The 16,783-nt window shown below is 39.4% G+C and carries 19 protein-coding genes; 15 read left to right on the forward strand and 4 right to left on the reverse strand.

The window, feature by feature from the left end; genetic code table 11:
* Positions 1–4 precede the first annotated feature (4 nt).
* Positions 5–880, forward strand: coding sequence for a cytochrome c oxidase subunit 3 (locus PS1M3_RS00760; protein WP_203985748.1), 876 nt, complete (start codon positions 5–7; stop codon positions 878–880).
* On the opposite strand, the gene PS1M3_RS20150 is transcribed toward PS1M3_RS00760, so the two are convergent.
* The gene (locus tag PS1M3_RS20150; protein ID WP_335682263.1) at positions 780–1,058 is read right to left on the reverse strand and encodes a DUF2909 domain-containing protein; all 279 of its coding nucleotides are present in this window, start codon (positions 1,056–1,058) and stop codon (positions 780–782) included. The two genes, PS1M3_RS00760 and PS1M3_RS20150, sit on opposite strands and share 101 nt — an antisense overlap.
* Before the next feature lie 47 nt (positions 1,059–1,105).
* On the opposite strand from PS1M3_RS20150, the gene PS1M3_RS00770 reads away from it, so the two are divergent.
* From PS1M3_RS00770 to PS1M3_RS00830, 13 genes are all read left to right on the forward strand, one after another.
* The gene (locus PS1M3_RS00770) at positions 1,106–1,846 is read left to right on the forward strand and encodes an SURF1 family protein (protein WP_203985751.1); all 741 of its coding nucleotides are present in this window, start codon (positions 1,106–1,108) and stop codon (positions 1,844–1,846) included.
* Positions 1,836–2,330 (forward strand): hypothetical protein, encoded by a 495-nt coding sequence (locus PS1M3_RS00775; protein ID WP_006793780.1) that lies wholly within the window; start codon positions 1,836–1,838, stop codon positions 2,328–2,330. The genes PS1M3_RS00770 and PS1M3_RS00775 overlap by 11 nt, the downstream gene beginning before the upstream one ends.
* 22 nt (positions 2,331–2,352) lie before the next feature.
* Positions 2,353–3,342, forward strand: a complete 990-nt coding sequence (locus PS1M3_RS00780; protein ID WP_010557761.1) for a heme A synthase — start codon at positions 2,353–2,355, stop codon at positions 3,340–3,342.
* A 12-nt stretch (positions 3,343–3,354) separates the two neighbouring features.
* Positions 3,355–4,284, forward strand: coding sequence for a heme o synthase (cyoE, locus tag PS1M3_RS00785; RefSeq protein WP_006793782.1), 930 nt, complete (start codon positions 3,355–3,357; stop codon positions 4,282–4,284).
* The gene (locus PS1M3_RS00790) at positions 4,281–4,892 is read left to right on the forward strand and encodes an SCO family protein (RefSeq protein WP_203985754.1); all 612 of its coding nucleotides are present in this window, start codon (positions 4,281–4,283) and stop codon (positions 4,890–4,892) included. Before cyoE ends, PS1M3_RS00790 begins: the two co-directional genes overlap by 4 nt.
* Before the next feature lie 174 nt (positions 4,893–5,066).
* The gene (locus tag PS1M3_RS00795; protein WP_006793784.1) at positions 5,067–5,339 is read left to right on the forward strand and encodes an STAS domain-containing protein; all 273 of its coding nucleotides are present in this window, start codon (positions 5,067–5,069) and stop codon (positions 5,337–5,339) included.
* 8 nt (positions 5,340–5,347) lie between these two features.
* The gene (locus tag PS1M3_RS00800; protein WP_006793785.1) at positions 5,348–5,710 is read left to right on the forward strand and encodes a response regulator; all 363 of its coding nucleotides are present in this window, start codon (positions 5,348–5,350) and stop codon (positions 5,708–5,710) included.
* Between the two features lie 14 nt (positions 5,711–5,724).
* Complete coding sequence (locus PS1M3_RS00805; RefSeq protein ID WP_203985757.1) at positions 5,725–7,812, forward strand: chemotaxis protein CheA; 2,088 nt, start codon at positions 5,725–5,727, stop codon at positions 7,810–7,812.
* Positions 7,809–8,273: a chemotaxis protein CheW gene (locus PS1M3_RS00810; RefSeq protein WP_006793787.1), complete on the forward strand. Its 465-nt coding sequence runs from the start codon at positions 7,809–7,811 to the stop codon at positions 8,271–8,273. The genes PS1M3_RS00805 and PS1M3_RS00810 overlap by 4 nt, the downstream gene beginning before the upstream one ends.
* 50 nt (positions 8,274–8,323) lie before the next feature.
* A complete protein-coding gene (locus tag PS1M3_RS00815; protein WP_203985760.1) occupies positions 8,324–11,023 on the forward strand; it encodes a methyl-accepting chemotaxis protein in 2,700 nt (899 codons plus the stop codon).
* A gap of 72 nt (positions 11,024–11,095) precedes the next feature.
* On the forward strand, positions 11,096–11,920 hold the full coding sequence (locus tag PS1M3_RS00820; protein WP_006793789.1) for a protein-glutamate O-methyltransferase CheR: 825 nt from the start codon (positions 11,096–11,098) through the stop codon (positions 11,918–11,920).
* Positions 11,910–12,527: a chemoreceptor glutamine deamidase CheD gene (gene cheD / locus PS1M3_RS00825; protein WP_006793790.1), complete on the forward strand. Its 618-nt coding sequence runs from the start codon at positions 11,910–11,912 to the stop codon at positions 12,525–12,527. The genes PS1M3_RS00820 and cheD overlap by 11 nt, the downstream gene beginning before the upstream one ends.
* A gap of 8 nt (positions 12,528–12,535) precedes the next feature.
* On the forward strand, positions 12,536–13,570 hold the full coding sequence (locus PS1M3_RS00830) for a chemotaxis response regulator protein-glutamate methylesterase (RefSeq protein ID WP_010557756.1): 1,035 nt from the start codon (positions 12,536–12,538) through the stop codon (positions 13,568–13,570).
* 15 nt (positions 13,571–13,585) lie between these two features.
* On the opposite strand, the gene PS1M3_RS00835 is transcribed toward PS1M3_RS00830, so the two are convergent.
* Positions 13,586–14,611 carry a polysaccharide deacetylase family protein gene (locus PS1M3_RS00835; RefSeq protein WP_203985763.1) on the reverse strand — a complete coding sequence of 342 codons (1,026 nt, stop codon included), beginning with the start codon at positions 14,609–14,611 and terminating at the stop codon, positions 13,586–13,588.
* Positions 14,612–14,653: 42 nt separating this feature from the next.
* On the opposite strand from PS1M3_RS00835, the gene PS1M3_RS00840 reads away from it, so the two are divergent.
* Positions 14,654–15,925 carry an MATE family efflux transporter gene (locus PS1M3_RS00840; RefSeq protein ID WP_203985766.1) on the forward strand — a complete coding sequence of 424 codons (1,272 nt, stop codon included), beginning with the start codon at positions 14,654–14,656 and terminating at the stop codon, positions 15,923–15,925.
* A gap of 3 nt (positions 15,926–15,928) precedes the next feature.
* Here the strand turns inward: PS1M3_RS00840 and PS1M3_RS00845 are convergent, their stop codons facing one another.
* Both PS1M3_RS00845 and nfuA read right to left on the reverse strand, forming a co-directional pair.
* Positions 15,929–16,198, reverse strand: a complete 270-nt coding sequence (locus tag PS1M3_RS00845) for a hypothetical protein (RefSeq protein WP_006793794.1) — start codon at positions 16,196–16,198, stop codon at positions 15,929–15,931.
* 9 nt (positions 16,199–16,207) lie between these two features.
* Positions 16,208–16,783: a Fe-S biogenesis protein NfuA gene (nfuA, locus tag PS1M3_RS00850; RefSeq protein ID WP_006793795.1), complete on the reverse strand. Its 576-nt coding sequence runs from the start codon at positions 16,781–16,783 to the stop codon at positions 16,208–16,210.

Below are 16,783 nucleotides of genomic sequence, written 5' to 3' on the forward strand. Positions count from 1 at the left end.
TAAAATGAATCAAGAACATGAGCATTATTACGTACCAGAGCAAAGCCCGTGGCCCATTGTAGGAGCGGTTGCGTTGTTTTTTATCGCCGTAGGCGCAGGCTTAACAGTTATGGAAGTTGGCAAGGAAGGGGGGAGCGGTGTTTATTTACTTTATGCCGGTATAGCCGTTCTTTTATATATGTTATTTGGCTGGTTTAAAAATGTTATTCACGAGTCAGGCCAAGGGTTGTACTCAGCACAAATGGATCGTTCTTTTCGACAAGGCATGAGCTGGTTCATTTTTTCTGAGGTTATGTTTTTTATGGCCTTTTTTGGTGCGTTATTTTATGCACGTATGATTTCGGTGCCTTGGTTGGGGGGCGCGGGTAACAATGCTATGACTAATGAAGTGTTGTGGCCTACTTTTGAAGCTATGTGGCCTTTGGTTGTTACACCTTCCGGTGACACAACCCAAGCTATGGGGTGGCAAGGCCTACCATTGATCAATACGTTAATTTTAATCGCTTCATCGGTCACGTTACATTTTGCCCATGTTGCAATGGAAAACAACAAACGTAAACCACTGAAAGTATTTTTAGGACTTACGGTGTTATTGGGCGTGTGCTTTTTAGCATTGCAGGTAGAGGAATACGTTCATGCATATAATGACTTAAATCTAACATTAGATGCCGGTGTGTACGGTAATACATTCTTTTTGCTTACAGGCTTTCATGGCATGCATGTCACACTCGGAGCCATACTTTTATTTATAATTTTAATACGAATATTAAAAGGTCATTTTACCAAAGAAAAGCACTTTGCGTTTCAAGCTGCTGCTTGGTATTGGCATTTTGTTGATGTGGTATGGCTGTGTTTATTTGTGTTTGTATATGTGCTGTAACGTTTATGGGCGAGCTATTTGCCTTTATATAACCGAGCTTAACTGCTGCGATTGCAACCACTAATACAACAACCGAAAACAACACTCGGCGCCCTAAAAAGTGAGACATAGGTCGCCCGTTTGTTTTCCCAGACACCATAATAAATAGCGCTCTAAATAAGTTAAAAAGTATAAACATTAACAACAGTACAATAATAATTTTAATAATCACTGAGTTGACCCTTTATGCAAGTAGTTTTAAGGCACAAACAAAAGCTTAGTTCAATAATCACAATTTGTATGGTTGTGGTTGTTGTGCTGGTATGTGTGCGCCTAGGTTTTTGGCAATTAGAACGAGGTGAAAAAAAACAGCAACAGCTCACTGCCATTGCTCAAATACAAACTCATGGTGTTATGAGTTGGTCGCAGTTGCTTAATTTACCAAAGCAGTGGAATAAAACCGGTGTACTAGTCGAGCTTAAAGGGACACTTTTAAGCGAGCATTACTGGTTGTTAGATAATCAAGTATATAACGGACAAGTGGGTTACGACCTACTCGCCCTGTTAAAACCAAATAATGATATGCGTGCAGTATTGGTTAATTTAGGTTGGGTGAGAGCCCCGCTATCACGGGATATTTTACCCACAATAGTTATGCCTAAAGGTGAGTTTACGGTCAAAGCACAAATTAAAGAAAATAACCTCAGTAGTTTTACCCTAGAAGATAAGACCTCGAGTGGTGATTTTCCCAAACGCATTCAATCAATCGACTTAAGCTTTATACAATCACACACTAATTACCCATTGGTTAACTTTATGGCTTACCGCCAAGGTGAGGGTGATGAAATTGCGATACCGCATTACGAAGCGGTTGTAATGAGCCCACAAAAACATAACGCCTATGCGGTGCAGTGGTTTTTAATCGCCTTTGCATGTGTTGTTGTAGCCATTTTTGCGAGTAAAAAAAGGAATAAAAATGAAAAATAAACCCCTTTTATTGTTTGTAACCTGTTGTGCTATCCCTTTGTTTTTAGCCTATAGCGCGCTCAAATTCGATTGGTTACCTAGTGCGGTTACAAATCACGGTGAATTTCTAAATGAAGAGATAAAACTAGAAAACTGGCAACAAAATAATCCTAAACAATGGACTATAGCGCTTAATTATTCGAGTGAGTGCAGTGCGTCATGTAACGAGCAACTTGAGGCGCTTAATAATTTGTATATAGCGCTTGGTAAAAATCAAGGAAAGGTAGATATGGCTGTTATGGGAAGTCCTTCACAAGCTGACTTACCATGGAAAAAAATGGCCCAGCAAGCAAGCTTGACCCCCGCAAGTTTGTATTTAATTGATCATATGGGGCTTGTGGTACTTGAGTACCCATACAAAGCAAAGCCTCAAGAAAACCGCTTAGTTCAAAAAGGGCTATTAAAAGATTTAAAAAAACTACTTAATTATTCTCGTTCAAGCTAATCCGTTTAGTGTGAGGTTAAAGATGTACAAAAATTATAAGAATTGGGTTTTATTGACCGGACTTTTTGCTTTAGTTGTTGTTGCACTGGGTGCATACACTCGTTTGAGTGATGCAGGGCTGGGTTGCCCAGATTGGCCCGGATGTTATGGCTTTTTAACGGTTCCTAAACATGAAGCTGATATTGCTTTAGCAACACAAAGCTACCCTGATATGGTGTTTGAAAAAGCAAAAGCCTGGAAAGAAATGATTCATAGGTATTTTGCGGGCACCTTAGGATTGATGATTTTAGCGCTGTTTATTGTTGCTTTTTTAAAGCGTCAATTTCCAACTACACCATTAAAGCTCACATCTTTATTGCTATTACTTGTTGTGTTTCAGGCTGCCTTAGGTATGTGGACTGTCACTATGAATCTGCAGCCACTTATTGTAATGGGGCATTTGCTAGGTGGCTTTAGTATTTTATCGCTAATTACATTGCTGTATTTAAGGTTAACAGCAAAACCCATTATGGGCGGAGATGCGGGGGCTAAGCGGTATTATGGAATAAGTTTGATTGCTCTTTTTGTGCTGATTTTACAAATAGCGCTTGGCGGCTGGCTTGCGGCTAATTACGCAGCACCACACTGTAATGGTTTACCTTTGTGTGATTACGCTCAGCCTTTTTCACTGAGGAGTGTTTTTCAGTTACCGCTTGAGCACAGCAACTACGAGTTTGGTGTGCTTTCACAACAAGCAAGAATGTCTATTCACTTATTACACCGTATTTGGGCATTAGTAACCTGCATAGTTTTGGCGCTTATTATGTGGAAAATTTACAGTCACGCTTACTCTCAAAAAATTAAAAGCTGCGTAATAGCAGTATTGGTTACTTTATTTTGCCAAATTAGCTTAGGACTCATTTTGGTACATTGGCACTTTCCGTTGGGTGTAGCACTGGCGCATAACCTAATGGCTGCCATACTGTTATTAAGTATGGTTAGGTTGTGTTATTACCTAAAATCACGCACATAAAGGAGAAATATAATGGCACTAACAATAAACAAAAAAACAATACAGCCTGCACATACTCAATCACTTAGCTTGCGTGCTTACGATCTATTACAAGATTACTTAGCCATCAGTAAATTTAAAGTGGTGGCGATGTTGGTTTTAACAGCCTGGGTTGGATTAGCATTAGCTCCGGATGTTGGACGTGGGATAGGCGTTCAGATGATTAGTCTATTAGGAATAGGGCTGTTATCTGCTGCCGCTGCCGTTATTAACCATGTAGTAGATAGCGAAATAGACTCTAAAATGGCAAGAACGCGTCATCGCCCTGTTGCTAAAGGGCGTTTAAGTAAAACTCATGCATTAACGTTTGCAGCAAGCATTGGTATCGCTGGTTTTATCATGCTTATGGTGTGGGCTAATACGCTTACAGCAATATTAACGTTATTTGCATTAGTGGGTTATGCCTTTATTTATACGTCATTTTTAAAACGTGCAACACCTCAAAATATTGTAATAGGCGGACTTGCTGGAGCGATGCCGCCATTGCTTGGTTGGGTATCTGAAACAAACCAAATGGCGGCAGCGCCGTGGTTGCTTGTTATGATTATATTTACCTGGACTCCTCCTCATTTTTGGGCTTTAGCCATTGCCCGAAAAAGTGATTACGAGCGTGCAAAAATTCCAATGCTGCCGGTTACCCACGGTATCGACTTTTGTAAAACATGTGTAGTTGCGTACTCAGTTTTATTGGCCTTAGTGTGTGTGATGCCATACTTAATTGGTATGTCAGGAGGTATTTACTTAGTGGGTGCTTGTGCGCTAAATAGTGTGTTTATGTACAAAGCCATTAAGTTAAAATTTGCAGCTAATAACGACAAGGCTATGGATTTATTTCGTTTTTCGATAGTGCATTTAATGGTACTCTTCGTGATCTTATTTATAGATAAATGGCTTCCTTTATGAAACGGTTATGGCTTTTAGTAATTGTTGTTTTAAGTTTATTTTTATCAGCGTGCTCAAGTGAAAACGATCCTCAAAATTTAAATGCACTTGTTTATGAAAACGCTAAATCACTTTCGGATTTTACGTTAAAAAATCAGCACGGCGAACCAGTGACAAAAGCGCAATTTAAAGGGCAATGGAATTTAGTGTTTTTAGGATACACAAGTTGTCCCGATATATGCCCGTTAACATTGGCTAAGTTAAACGCAGTTTATAAAGAGCTGGAAGCTGATTACCCATTACAAGTCTGGTTTGTGTCGGTCGATCCAAACAGAGATACAGCAGAAAAACGAAAACAATATATAGATTACTTTAACCCCAATTTTTTGGCTGTCTCAGGGGAGCACAAAGATCTTTTTCCAGTAGTAAGAGAGCTTGGCCTCATTTATGCAATTAGTGATACAACAAAAGCTGATTATGCGGTTGATCATAGCGCATCAGTTGCGTTGGTTGATGATACAGGAGCGCTAAGAGCTATTTTCAAACCTGAGTTTAAACAAGGCAGTGTGCCGCTTATTAATTCAACTCAATTAACGCAAGAGTTTAAAGTTATTGCAAACTACTACTAAAAACTGACTTTTTAAATTTTCACGTATTTTAAGGGGGCTTTAGGCTCCCTTTTTTGTTTTTTCATTCCTGTTTATAAATTTATTAAATTTTTTTTTGACCCTTTTATGGCAATTTTAACAACTAGAGCTAAGCTTTTGTTATGAATTGAAATGAAAGGGATTACACAATTTTAAATGTTAAAACTTCCAAGCGAACTTGTGATTACCCAAGTTGAAACGCTCCACCAAGACTTACTACAAGAACTCAATAGCAACGACGATATCAGTCTTGATATTAGCGGTGTAGTGTCTGCAGATACTGCATCTATTCAGCTGTTATGTGCGCTTCAAAAACACTTACTTACCATCCAACACAAAATTATATGGGTCGGCAGTAGTGCAGCATTAGCACATACCATTAATCAGCTTGGCTTAAGTCATTATTTAACAATCGAAAGAAATAGTTAGAGGTTTATATGAAAAAAATCTTAGCAGTTGATGATTCAGCATCAATGCGTCAGATGGTGAGCTTTACCTTAAAAACCGCAGGCTTTGATGTAACAGAGGCCAAAGACGGCAGTGAGGCATTGGCTATTGCTAAGCAGCAAGGTTTTGATGCGGTTATTTCAGATGTAAACATGCCCATTATGGATGGTATTACATTAATTCGAGAGCTACGTACATTACCCGATTATAAATTTACGCCACTACTTATGCTAACAACCGAGTCGGGCTTAGAAAAAAAGGTAGAAGGTAAAGCGGCTGGTGCAACAGGCTGGATAGTAAAGCCATTTAATCCTGAGCAGTTACTAGCGGTAATTAAAAAGGTTATTCGTTAGTCAAGGAGCGCAAAGTGAGTATAGATTTAAGTCAATTTTTTGAAGTTTTCTTTGAAGAGAGTTTTGAAGGCCTCGATACCATGGAAGCTGAGCTTTTAAACTTAGTACCCGGTGAGGAAGACTTAGAAACTATTAACACTATTTTTAGAGCCGCTCATTCAATAAAAGGGGGAAGTGGGACATTTGGTTTTTCATCGGTGTCTGATTTTACTCATGTACTTGAAACCTTACTGGACCAAATTCGTCAAGGCGAGCGCACCCTGACAACCGAGCACGTTAATTTATTACTTAAAGCGGTTGATTGCCTTCGTTCGTTACTGGCTGGATTGCAGGCAGAGCAAGAGCCCGACTTAACTGAAGCCGATACACTACGAGCACAATTTGAAGAAGTGCTAGGAATAAATAGCACATCGCAAGAGTCCAACATTCAAACTTCTGATAACCAGTCTGATAGCGATACATACCAAATAGACTTTAAGCCTCATCATCACTTATTTAAAACAGGTAATGAACCACTCATTATGATTAGTGAGCTTGAGCAGTTAGGCGAGTTAGATACCACCGTTTTTTATGATGAAGTCCCTGAAATAACCAATTTGAGTAGTGATGAGTGCTTTTTACATTGGCGTTTTTTCTTAAATACCAGCCATGGTGAAAGCGCAATTAAAGAGGTGTTCGAATGGGTTGAAGATGATGCTGATATTACCATTGAATTGTGTGGCGGCCTGTTTACTGATGAGTTACCCACTCCTGAAAATGACAGCAGTACAGTAGCTCAAGAGCCATTAATCCAAGAACCAGTGCCGAATCTGGCGGAACAAGCTAAGCCTATAAAGCCAACTTCTGCTAATACGAATAAAAAATCAACAACACCCGAGTCGACTTCTATTCGCGTTGGGATTGATAAAGTTGACTCATTAATAAACATGGTGGGTGAGCTTGTTATTACTCAAGCTATGCTTAATCAACTTAGCGAGCAAGACATTACGCCAGCAACAATTACGGCATTGCAAGAAGGTTTAGCGCAACTTGCGCACAACACTCGCGATTTACAAGAAAACGTAATGCGTATCCGCATGTTGCCAATTAATTTTGTATTTAGCCGTTTCCCACGTTTGGTGCGCGACATTGCGCAAAAGCTAAATAAACAGGTTGAATTGAAGCTGATAGGCGAGCAAACCGAATTAGACAAAACCGTGATGGAAAAAATTTCTGATCCTATGGTTCATTTGGTTAGAAACTCATTAGATCATGGCCTAGAAACGGTTGAGAAAAGACTGCAAGCCGGAAAAGATCCAGTAGGAACGGTCACTTTAAATGCATTTCACCAAGGCGGAAATATTGTTATTGAAATAATGGATGATGGGCAAGGGCTAAACACTAAAAAAATTCAAGAAAAAGCCATTGCTAATGAACTGATCTCTGCCGACAACCACCTTAGCAATGAGGAAATAAACGAGCTTATATTTATGCCTGGTTTTTCCACTATGGATGAAGTGAGTGACTTATCTGGCCGTGGTGTTGGTATGGATGTAGTTAAGCGTAATATTCAGTCATTAAATGGCTCTGTAGAGGTTACATCCGCGCCAGGTGTAGGATCAACGTTTACAATTAGATTACCACTTACACTGGCTATTTTAGATGGCCAATTAGTTAAAGTGGCCCAGCATACCTATATTATTCCGCTTATTTCTATTGTTGAATCTCTGCAAATTGATATTGCCAAAGTAAGCCGTGTAGGCAAAAACCTAGACGTACTTAGATTGCGTGATGAATACATTCCAATTTTAAGACTCTACGATATTTTTAATCATGATAACGCCATTGAGTCTCTTGATAAAACCCTGCTTGTTGTCGTAGAAACCGACAACCAAAAAGTGGGTTTATTGGTAGATGACCTCCTATCGCAACAACAGGTTGTTATTAAAAGTTTAGAGGCAAATTACCAAAAAGTAGATGGTATATCCGGTGCGACTATTTTGGGCGATGGACGGGTTTCATTGATAGTTGATATAAGCGGGTTGATAAAGCTTTCAGGATTAAAAAAGCCGGGCAGCCAAGAGTTAAGTATTGAGTCGCAAGCTGCTTTGGAGGCGTTATGATTTCGGAGCTAAATCTGCAGCAGCAAAAGGGCGTGAAACAATTTTTAACATTCATTATGGCTGATGAAGAGTACGGCGTAGATATTTTAACTGTGCAAGAAATTCGTAGCTGGGAGGAAATAACCGTTTTACCCAACGCTCCCGAATTTGTAAAAGGCGTTATAAATTTGCGTGGCACCATAGTGCCGATTATTGATTTAAGGCTGCGATTTGGCTTGCCCAGTATAGAGTACGGGCCGCTTACAGTGGTAATTGTAGTAAAAATAGAGTTTGAGCACGACAGTAAAATTATTGGTATTACCGTTGATGCTGTTTCTGAGGTTTACAGTATTTCAGAGCAAGACGCCAAAGCGGTACCAAGTATTTCAGAGACAAATAACGACGATTATGTGGCAGGGTTAGTTAACGTGGGTGAAAAAATGGTGGCGTTAATCGACTTGCAAAAAACAATGAATATTTAGAGTCAGTATTTGCTAAATAAAGTAAAAATAACTTAAAGGTGGTGATGAGCATGGGATGGTTTAGTAATCCAAAACAGTCTGAATCAAATAATGATTTAATTGTAAGCGCATTAAATAAGTCATTAGCTGTGATTGAGTTTGAGCCAAGCGGTAAAATAATTACCGCTAATGCTAATTTTCTTCGCGTAATGGAATATCAACTAGAAGAGATTCAAGGCCAGCATCACTCTTTATTTGTTGATAATACCGAGGCTCAAGGGAGTGACTACACACATTTTTGGGTACGATTAAACAGCGGCGAGTTTATATCTCAAGAATTTAGGCGTTTTACCAAAAGCGGTAAGGAGGTTTGGATTCAGGCCACTTATAACCCAATTATAAACTCCCAAGGGCAAGTTATTAAGGTTGTAAAATTTGCGACGGATATAACACCACAAAAACTCGCTGCAGCAGAGGCAAGAGGGCAAATTAATGCAATTAGTAAGTCTCAAGCAGTAATAGAGTTTAATTTAGACGGCACTATTATTGATGCAAACGATAATTTTTTAAATACGTTGGGGTATCAGCTTAACGACATTATAGGGCAGCACCACCGATTATTTGTTACACCTGAACACGCAAATAGTGATGAATATAAAGCTTTTTGGGCTAAGTTAGGGCGCGGTGAATTTGACTCGGGTGAATATTTAAGAATAGGTAAACAAGGTCAGGAAGTTTGGATTCAGGCCTCTTATAACCCAATCTATGATATGAATGGCAAGCCATTTAAAGTAATTAAATACGCATCCGATATAACAGCTCAAAAAGAATTAGAAAAATCTTCGCGTAAAACTGCAGACTTAGCCAGCGCCTTAAAAGTATGCCAAGCAAATGTAATGATTGCAGACCAAGACCTCAATATTGTATTCGTAAACGAGCGCGTGCAAGATATGTTAAAAGCGCGAGAAAAAGACCTACAAACCGTATTACCACAATTTTCTGTTGATAATTTAATAGGTACTTGTGTTGATGATTTTCATAAGAAGCCGTCACACCAACGAGATTTATTAAAAAATTTAGATAAGCCTTATAAAGCAGAGCTGCGTTTAGCGGGGCTTATTTTTACATTAATAGCGACGCCATGGTACAGCCAAGCAGGAAAGAAACTCGGTACCATTGTTGAGTGGGACGATATTACTGAAAAGGTTGCTAAAGCTGACGCAGAGCGTGCCATAGCACAAGAAAACCTTCGTGTGCGTCAAGCACTTGATACTGTCGCGACTAATACCATGATTGCAGATTCATCAAATGTCATTGTGTACATGAATAAAGCTGTTAGAAATATGATGCGTATTGCTGAAAATGACCTTCGAAAAGACTTACCTAATTTTGATAGCAAAAATCTACTTAATCAAAATATTGATGTATTTCATAAAAACCCAGCGCACCAACAAAACCTATTAGCAACGTTAAAAAATACTTATAGCACGCAAATAAAGGTTGGTGGACGCACATTTGGTTTGGTTGCAAACCCAATAATAACCCCAGAGCAAGAGAGAATTGGCACCGTTGTAGAGTGGGAAGATAGAACCGCAGAAGTTGCAATAGAAAGAGAAATAGCGCAATTAGTGAGTGCTGCAGGAGAGGGAGACCTTGATACGCGTGTAATGGAAGAGGGTAAAGAGGGGTTCTTTTTACGCTTGGCACAAGGGTTAAACAGTTTAGTTAAAATTGTTGACGATGCGGTCGCAGATACTGGCAATATGCTAGATGCCTTGGCAACAGGTGACTTATCTAAGCGAATTGAAAAAGAATACAAAGGCTCGTTTGATAAATTAAAACGCGACGCAAACACCACGGCAGATAAATTAACGGAGGTTATTAATCGTATAAGTTCATCAGCAACCTTAGTGGCCAGTGGCGCAGAAGAAATTTCTCAGGGGAACGCAGATTTAAGTCAGCGCACGGAAGAGCAAGCATCATCATTGGAAGAAACCGCCTCAAGTATGGAAGAAATGACGAGTACAGTACGTCAAAATGCAGACAATGCTAAAGTGGCAAATACACTCGCAGAAGAAACATGCGATAAAGCGATTCAAGGTGGTGAAGTGGTTAATCGTGCTGTGACGAGTATGTCGGCAATTAATGAATCGAGTAAAAAGATTGCTGACATCATTGGTGTGATTGACGAAATTGCATTTCAAACTAACTTGCTTGCACTTAATGCGGCCGTTGAAGCAGCTAGAGCGGGAGAGCAAGGGCGTGGCTTTGCGGTTGTTGCAGGTGAAGTGCGTAATTTAGCTCAGCGCTCTGCGGGTGCAGCAAAAGAAATTAAAGAGCTGATAAGAGATAGTGTAGGTAAAGTAGCAGATGGCTCTCAGCTTGTTAATGAATCAGGTGCAACGCTTAAAGAAATTGTGGTGTCGGTACAAAAAGTGACGCAAATGATTTCAGATATTACAGAGGCATCTGAAGAGCAAAGTGCAGGTATAGAGCAAGTAAATAAAGCTATATCTCAAATGGATGAAATGACCCAGCAAAACGCAGCCTTAGTTGAAGAAGCATCGGCTGCAGGTGAATCAATGGCTGAGCAAGCAAATGAAATGCGCAGACTTCTTAATTTCTTTTCACTGGGTCAGCAAGACATGGCTATTATGTCGCCCACAATGAATACCCCAAGCTTAGCTCACAAATCACAAAGTAACGCAGTACAAAGCAAGCCAAGAGGCGATAATTTTATTGATTCGGCAGACGAGTGGGAAGAATTTTAATTATTTGATTACAGGCCTTATTGGAAAAGCGCTCAATAAGGCCACACTCACTACTATGTATGAGAGCTGCTAATGAAAGAGTTTCTGTGTACCGATCGCGATTTTAAAGACATTGCCAATTTAGTTTACAACGCTTGCGGTATTGTATTAGGCGATCATAAACGTGAAATGGTGTACTCACGTTTAGCAAGGCGGATAAGAGCGCTAAAATTAAACGACTTTAAAGCCTACTTAGCCTACTTAGATACGCATAAAGACCAAGAGTTTGATGCGTTTATAAATGCAATTACCACTAATTTAACGTCTTTTTTTCGTGAAGTTCATCATTTTGAATTTATTAAATCTGAGCTTATACCTAACTTAATAAAGGCGAACAAAGACACCAAGCGGGTCAGAATATGGTCTGCAGGCTGCTCAACAGGAGAAGAGCCCTACAGCTTAGCAATGACGCTAAATAATGCATTTCCAAGTAATTGGGATGTAAAGATTTTAGCCACCGATTTAGATTCTAACGTGTTAGAAAAAGCGCAAAAAGGTGTGTATACCGCGGCAAACGTAAATGGCTTAGATGCCACTCATCTAAAGCGTTGGTTTTTAAAAAGTAAAGATGGCGAACACTATAAAGTGAAAGACACGCTGCGTGAGCGTATTTCTTTTAAGCGCTTAAACCTATTGCAAGACTGGCCAATGAAAGGGCCGTTTGATCTTATTTTATGCCGCAACGTGGTTATTTATTTTGATAAAGAAACGAAAGATCATTTATTTAAACGCTATGCAAATATTCTAAGCGATCACGGTTACTTATTTTTAGGTCACTCAGAGAGTATGGGTAAAGAGCACTCAAATTATAAAAATTTAGGAAAAACTATGTATCAATTGAGAGCACATGCAGGCTGAATTTAGAAGTGTTTTACCCAGTTTTGAACACATTAAGCGTTACTGGGATTCAGGAAGAAATCATGTTGTTGCCAAAGTGCTTCCAGGAGAATTTTATGTATCTAAAAATAATGAATTGATTTCAACGGTACTTGGCTCATGTATTGCGGCCTGTGTTTACGATGAAGTGTTAGGTATTGGCGGGATGAATCATTTTATGCTGCCGATACAAAAAGGCGTAGAGCTTAAAAGTGCACACGGCTTAAACTGCCGTTATGGTAATTGGGCTATGGAATACCTAATTAATGAAGTATTAAAAAACGGTGCGTCTCGTCATAATTTAAAAATTAAGCTATTTGGTGGCGGAAAAATAATTAGTGCAATGACAGATATTGGGCTGGGTAATATTAGTTTTGCTACCGCCTATGTCAAAGAAGAAGCCTTAAATTTAGTGGCCCATGATATGGGCGGCCCGTGGCCTAGAAAAATATTTTTTCATCCACAAACGGGTAAAGTGTATATGAAAAAACTTAAAAAATTACATAACGATACCATTGAAAAGCGCGAAGTACGTTACTTGCAAAACCTTAAAAAGCAAGAAGTGGTATCGAATATAGAGTTGTTTTAGGAGTCGCTATGATAAATGTATTAATAATCGATGACTCCCCTTTAATTAGAGGGTTGCTTACAGAAATACTGCAACAAGCTAACGACATTAACGTAGTGGGCTGTGCTGAAGATCCATACCAAGCACGCGAAATGATCAAAAAACTTAATCCCGATGTACTTACCTTAGACGTAGAAATGCCAAAAATGGATGGGATTAGCTTTTTAAAAAACCTAATGCGCCTAAGGCCTATGCCCGTGGTTATGATTTCTACGCTTACGCAGAAGGGGTCGCCCATTACATTAGAGGCGTTAGAGCTAGGTGCTGTGGATTTTATTGCTAAGCCAACAAGTAACGTAAGAGCCCAGCTGAGTCATTACGCGTCACTGGTTCAACAAAAGGTAAGAATAGCCGCCGGTGCACGAATACGCAGCTTTAAAAAAGCGCCACCCGATACAAAACCTATAAGTTCAGAGACTGAATTTTTATTAAATAAAGTGATTGCAATTGGTGCATCTACCGGGGGTACCGAGGCAATAAAAGAAGTACTAATAAAAATGCCAGTTAATTGCCCTCCTATTGTAATTACTCAGCATATTCCTCCCGTATTTAGTGCCTCGTTTGCTGAGCGTATGGATAGAACATGCTTAATTAATGTGAAAGAGGCACAACATGGCGACAAGCTAAGCCCAGGTTGGGCTTATATTGCCCCCGGCGGGCTTCATTTAAGCGTAAAAAAGCGAGGAATTGCTTTGTATTGCCAGCTCGACGATGGTGAGCCTGTAAATCGGCATAAACCAGCCGTTGACGTACTATTTGATTCGCTTGTAAATTGTGGATCAAAAAATATAGTGGCAGCAATACTTACAGGTATGGGCGCTGATGGGGCTAAAGGACTGTTAGCACTGAAGCAAAACGGTGCATACACATTAGCGCAAGATGAATACTCATCAGTTGTGTGGGGAATGCCTAAAGCCGCCATTGATTTAAATGCAGCCAATGAAGTGGCTGCACTTGATAAAATGGCTGAGCGATTATTAAGCCAAGCAGTTAAACCTAACTAAATAGAAAGCTCAAATTTATTGAATAACCCAAGGCTGAGAAAACCAATAATAGCTGTTCGGTTTTTTAATTGAAGGCGCTGTACAATTAAAGCGTGAACGGCCTTTGTTCAGTTTTTTAGGTGATGTTACCTCTACCGTATTATCAGTCACCCAGTTCAAGTTTGCTTTGCCAATCCCCGACACATAACAAGCCAGTTGAGACTTGTTAAAATCATCAACTTCAAACCCAATAGTTAACACAGGTGGGTTTTGGGTTGTTACGCTATTTTCATAGCTTAATTGAGTAATATTAAATGCCTGAGAATTTAATTTGGTTGCCAGTGTTTTTATGTCGCTATAAACGCCAGATGCAGGAAAGCGAGGTAATCGACTAAAGTTAGCGTGTTTATTTAGAGCACCAGAATGCTGGCCAATGCCTATATAGCCAAGCTCTGTCACTAAAGCTTGTAACTCGTTATCAAACTCTCCGTAGGGGTAAGCTAAATATTTATAGTTGTGGCCTATCTCCTCTTTTATACGTTGTTGTGAATGAACAATATCTTGGGTGATACGTTTTTTCCATTGCGTGTTAGTTTCACCGTCAAGTTTTACATGTAAATAGTCATGCTGTGCGGTGTGGTTACTTATAAGTGCGCCTTTTTTACTCAGTTCTTTAAGTTTATCCCAACCCATCACATAGCGTTTACCTTCATCTATGAGCTTAGGGTTAACAAAAATTGTGTATGGATAGCCAAACTTTTCGAGTATTGGAGCGGCTTGATCATAATTATTGTTGTAACCATCATCAAACGTGATGGCGACGGTTTTATCAGGTAAGGTATGGCCTTGTTTTAAAGCATCAAGTAGTTCATTTAAGGCAATAACATTAAAATTATTATTTTTTAAATAGTTTAGATGCTCTGTAAACGTTTCTTCGCTCACACTAGTGACCGCCGGCAGGGTTTCACTTACATGGTGGTACTGTAAAATAACACCAGCATGAGCACGTAAAGATAACCCAATAAGAGTCAATAAAAATAAATGAAACAATTTCTTATACATAATAAAGCACACCATAAAAGCTTGCTGTTGTTAGCAGGACCAATGATATTATCAAATATCACCGTGCCACTGTTAGGAATAGTTGATACCGCGGTCATTGGCCATTTAGGCAGTGCTCATTATTTGGCTGGTATTGCGTTGGGCTCAGCTGTTATCTCCATTTTATTTTGGCTCGCGGGTTTTTTAAGAATGAGCACAACCGGCATGGTTGCACAAGCCTATGGCCAAAATGACTCAACCCAGTTAGCTGCTTTACTAAAACGAAGCCTATTACTTGCCAGCATAGTGGCATTATTTCTTATTGCTATGTCTCCTTTAATAAAACACGCAATAGCATTTTTATCAGACGCTAATAATGCCGTGCTAAGCGAGGCCTATACTTATTTTAGTATTCGAATTTTTAGCGCGCCAGCGGCACTATGTAACTTGGTTTTATTGGGTTGGATGTTAGGCGTTCATTATGGACGAGGGCCATTTTACTTATTGTTGGTAACAAATAGTGTAAATATTGTGCTTGATATTTATTTTGTTGTTTTTTTAGATTGGGCTGTAGCAGGCGCGGCATGGGCATCGTTAATCGCTGATTATACTGCGCTGGTATTCGCGCTGTTTTTAGTGACTAAACTCGCAAAAAAACAAGGTGTAGTGTTAAGTACTCCGCACTGGTTTAGCTTTAAAAAAATGGCAGGGTTATTGAGTTTAAATCGCGACATTTTCATTCGCTCTTTAATACTTCAGTTGTGTTTTAGCTTTATGACTTTTTATGGCGCGCGTATTGGCGAAACAACCCTTGCAGCGAACGCAGTATTACTAAACTTTTTAATGTTAGTCAGCTTTGCACTGGATGGCATAGCTTACGCAAGTGAGGCTAAAGTAGGCCAAGCTAAAGGTCAGCAAAGTGTAAGTAAAATACAGCTGTGGGTAAAAATAAGTGTATTTTGGGGAATATTATTTGGTGTGATTTATAGCGTGTTTTTTGCTGTGTTTGGCGCTTATATAATTACGCTATTAACCAACGTACCTGAGGTTATTAATGAGGCTACGCAATATTTACCATGGGTAATTGCTTTGCCATTATTAGCAATGAGCTGCTTTTTATTTGATGGTGTATTTGTTGGTTTAACGCGCGCTAAAGATATGCGAAATAGTATGTTGCTATCGGCAGCTATTGGGTTTTTTGGTGTATTTTGGGTATTTAATGATTGGCAAAATAATGGGCTATGGCTTGCGATGAGCTGCTTTATGCTAATGCGTGGAGTTACATTAATAATAAAATATCAAACGCTTAAAGCTAATAATCAGCTGCTAGATTAAGGCTTATTTCCACAGATCAGGATCGTGATGTTTGGGCCCTATTTCTTTAATTACTTGCGAAAAGCGATTGGCAAAAATGCCACTGTAGCCCCAAAAAGCAAAAAATAGCGCAGGTATTAAAATTAAAACGCCAATAATTTGCAAACTGTAATGACTATAGTAACCCGCAAAAATAAAAATCACGGCTAGCACAAACAGTGCTACGCCGCGAAAAAACCGCTTTAAACTCAGCTTAGGGTTGCTCCCTAAGCGGTATATAAGAGGCTTTAGCATTTACTTGGCTTAATAGTAAGAGTGCTCGCCAGCTTCGTGATCAGTAATATCTGCAACACCTGTGATCTCGTCAAACTTAGCTATCATTTCTTTTTCGATGCCTTCTTTTAACGTTACATCGATCATAGAACACCCATTACAACCGCCACCAAACTGAAGCACTGCAACGCCAGCAGCTGTAATCTCTACTAGGCTTACTTGGCCGCCATGGTTAGCTAGTTGTGGGTTTACTTCTGTTTCAAGCATGTGCTGAACACGTTCGTTTAATGATGCATCATCACCAATTTTACGTGCTTTTGCATTAGGTGCTTTAAGCGTTAGCTGAGTACCCATTTTGTCGGTAACAAAATCAATTTCAGCTTCTTCTAAAAAAGGAGCACTTTCAGCATCAACAACGGCATCAAAACCGTTAAAATTTAAGCGAATATCGTTGTCTTCAACGGCGTCTTCTGGACAATAAGAAACACCACACTCGGCTTGTGATGTACCAGGGTTTACAACAAAAACGCGAATATTGGTCTGTTGTGATTGATCTGCTAATAGTTTAGCAAAATGTGCTTGTGCTGTTTCGGAAATAGAAATCAT

The sequence above is a fragment of the Pseudoalteromonas sp. PS1M3 genome (assembly GCF_016865405.1).
In the GTDB taxonomy this organism is placed as follows: Bacteria; Pseudomonadota; Gammaproteobacteria; order Enterobacterales; family Alteromonadaceae; genus Pseudoalteromonas; species Pseudoalteromonas marina.

Excerpts from the sequence above, each read along its gene's own strand:
- PS1M3_RS00760 (WP_203985748.1), top strand. The coding sequence starts at position 5 with ATGAATCAAGAACATGAGCATTATTACGTACCAGAGCAAAGCCCGTGG.
- PS1M3_RS20150 (WP_335682263.1), bottom strand. The coding sequence starts at position 1,058 with ATGTTTATACTTTTTAACTTATTTAGAGCGCTATTTATTATGGTGTCT.
- PS1M3_RS00770 (WP_203985751.1), top strand. The coding sequence starts at position 1,106 with ATGCAAGTAGTTTTAAGGCACAAACAAAAGCTTAGTTCAATAATCACA.
- PS1M3_RS00775 (WP_006793780.1), top strand. The coding sequence starts at position 1,836 with ATGAAAAATAAACCCCTTTTATTGTTTGTAACCTGTTGTGCTATCCCT.
- PS1M3_RS00780 (WP_010557761.1), top strand. The coding sequence starts at position 2,353 with ATGTACAAAAATTATAAGAATTGGGTTTTATTGACCGGACTTTTTGCT.
- cyoE (WP_006793782.1), top strand. The coding sequence starts at position 3,355 with ATGGCACTAACAATAAACAAAAAAACAATACAGCCTGCACATACTCAA.
- PS1M3_RS00790 (WP_203985754.1), top strand. The coding sequence starts at position 4,281 with ATGAAACGGTTATGGCTTTTAGTAATTGTTGTTTTAAGTTTATTTTTA.
- PS1M3_RS00795 (WP_006793784.1), top strand. The coding sequence starts at position 5,067 with ATGTTAAAACTTCCAAGCGAACTTGTGATTACCCAAGTTGAAACGCTC.
- PS1M3_RS00800 (WP_006793785.1), top strand. The coding sequence starts at position 5,348 with ATGAAAAAAATCTTAGCAGTTGATGATTCAGCATCAATGCGTCAGATG.
- PS1M3_RS00810 (WP_006793787.1), top strand. The coding sequence starts at position 7,809 with ATGATTTCGGAGCTAAATCTGCAGCAGCAAAAGGGCGTGAAACAATTT.
- PS1M3_RS00815 (WP_203985760.1), top strand. The coding sequence starts at position 8,324 with ATGGGATGGTTTAGTAATCCAAAACAGTCTGAATCAAATAATGATTTA.
- PS1M3_RS00820 (WP_006793789.1), top strand. The coding sequence starts at position 11,096 with ATGAAAGAGTTTCTGTGTACCGATCGCGATTTTAAAGACATTGCCAAT.
- cheD (WP_006793790.1), top strand. The coding sequence starts at position 11,910 with ATGCAGGCTGAATTTAGAAGTGTTTTACCCAGTTTTGAACACATTAAG.
- PS1M3_RS00830 (WP_010557756.1), top strand. The coding sequence starts at position 12,536 with ATGATAAATGTATTAATAATCGATGACTCCCCTTTAATTAGAGGGTTG.
- PS1M3_RS00835 (WP_203985763.1), bottom strand. The coding sequence starts at position 14,611 with ATGTATAAGAAATTGTTTCATTTATTTTTATTGACTCTTATTGGGTTA.
- PS1M3_RS00840 (WP_203985766.1), top strand. The coding sequence starts at position 14,654 with ATGATATTATCAAATATCACCGTGCCACTGTTAGGAATAGTTGATACC.
- PS1M3_RS00845 (WP_006793794.1), bottom strand. The coding sequence starts at position 16,198 with ATGCTAAAGCCTCTTATATACCGCTTAGGGAGCAACCCTAAGCTGAGT.
- nfuA (WP_006793795.1), bottom strand. The coding sequence starts at position 16,783 with ATGATTTCTATTTCCGAAACAGCACAAGCACATTTTGCTAAACTATTA.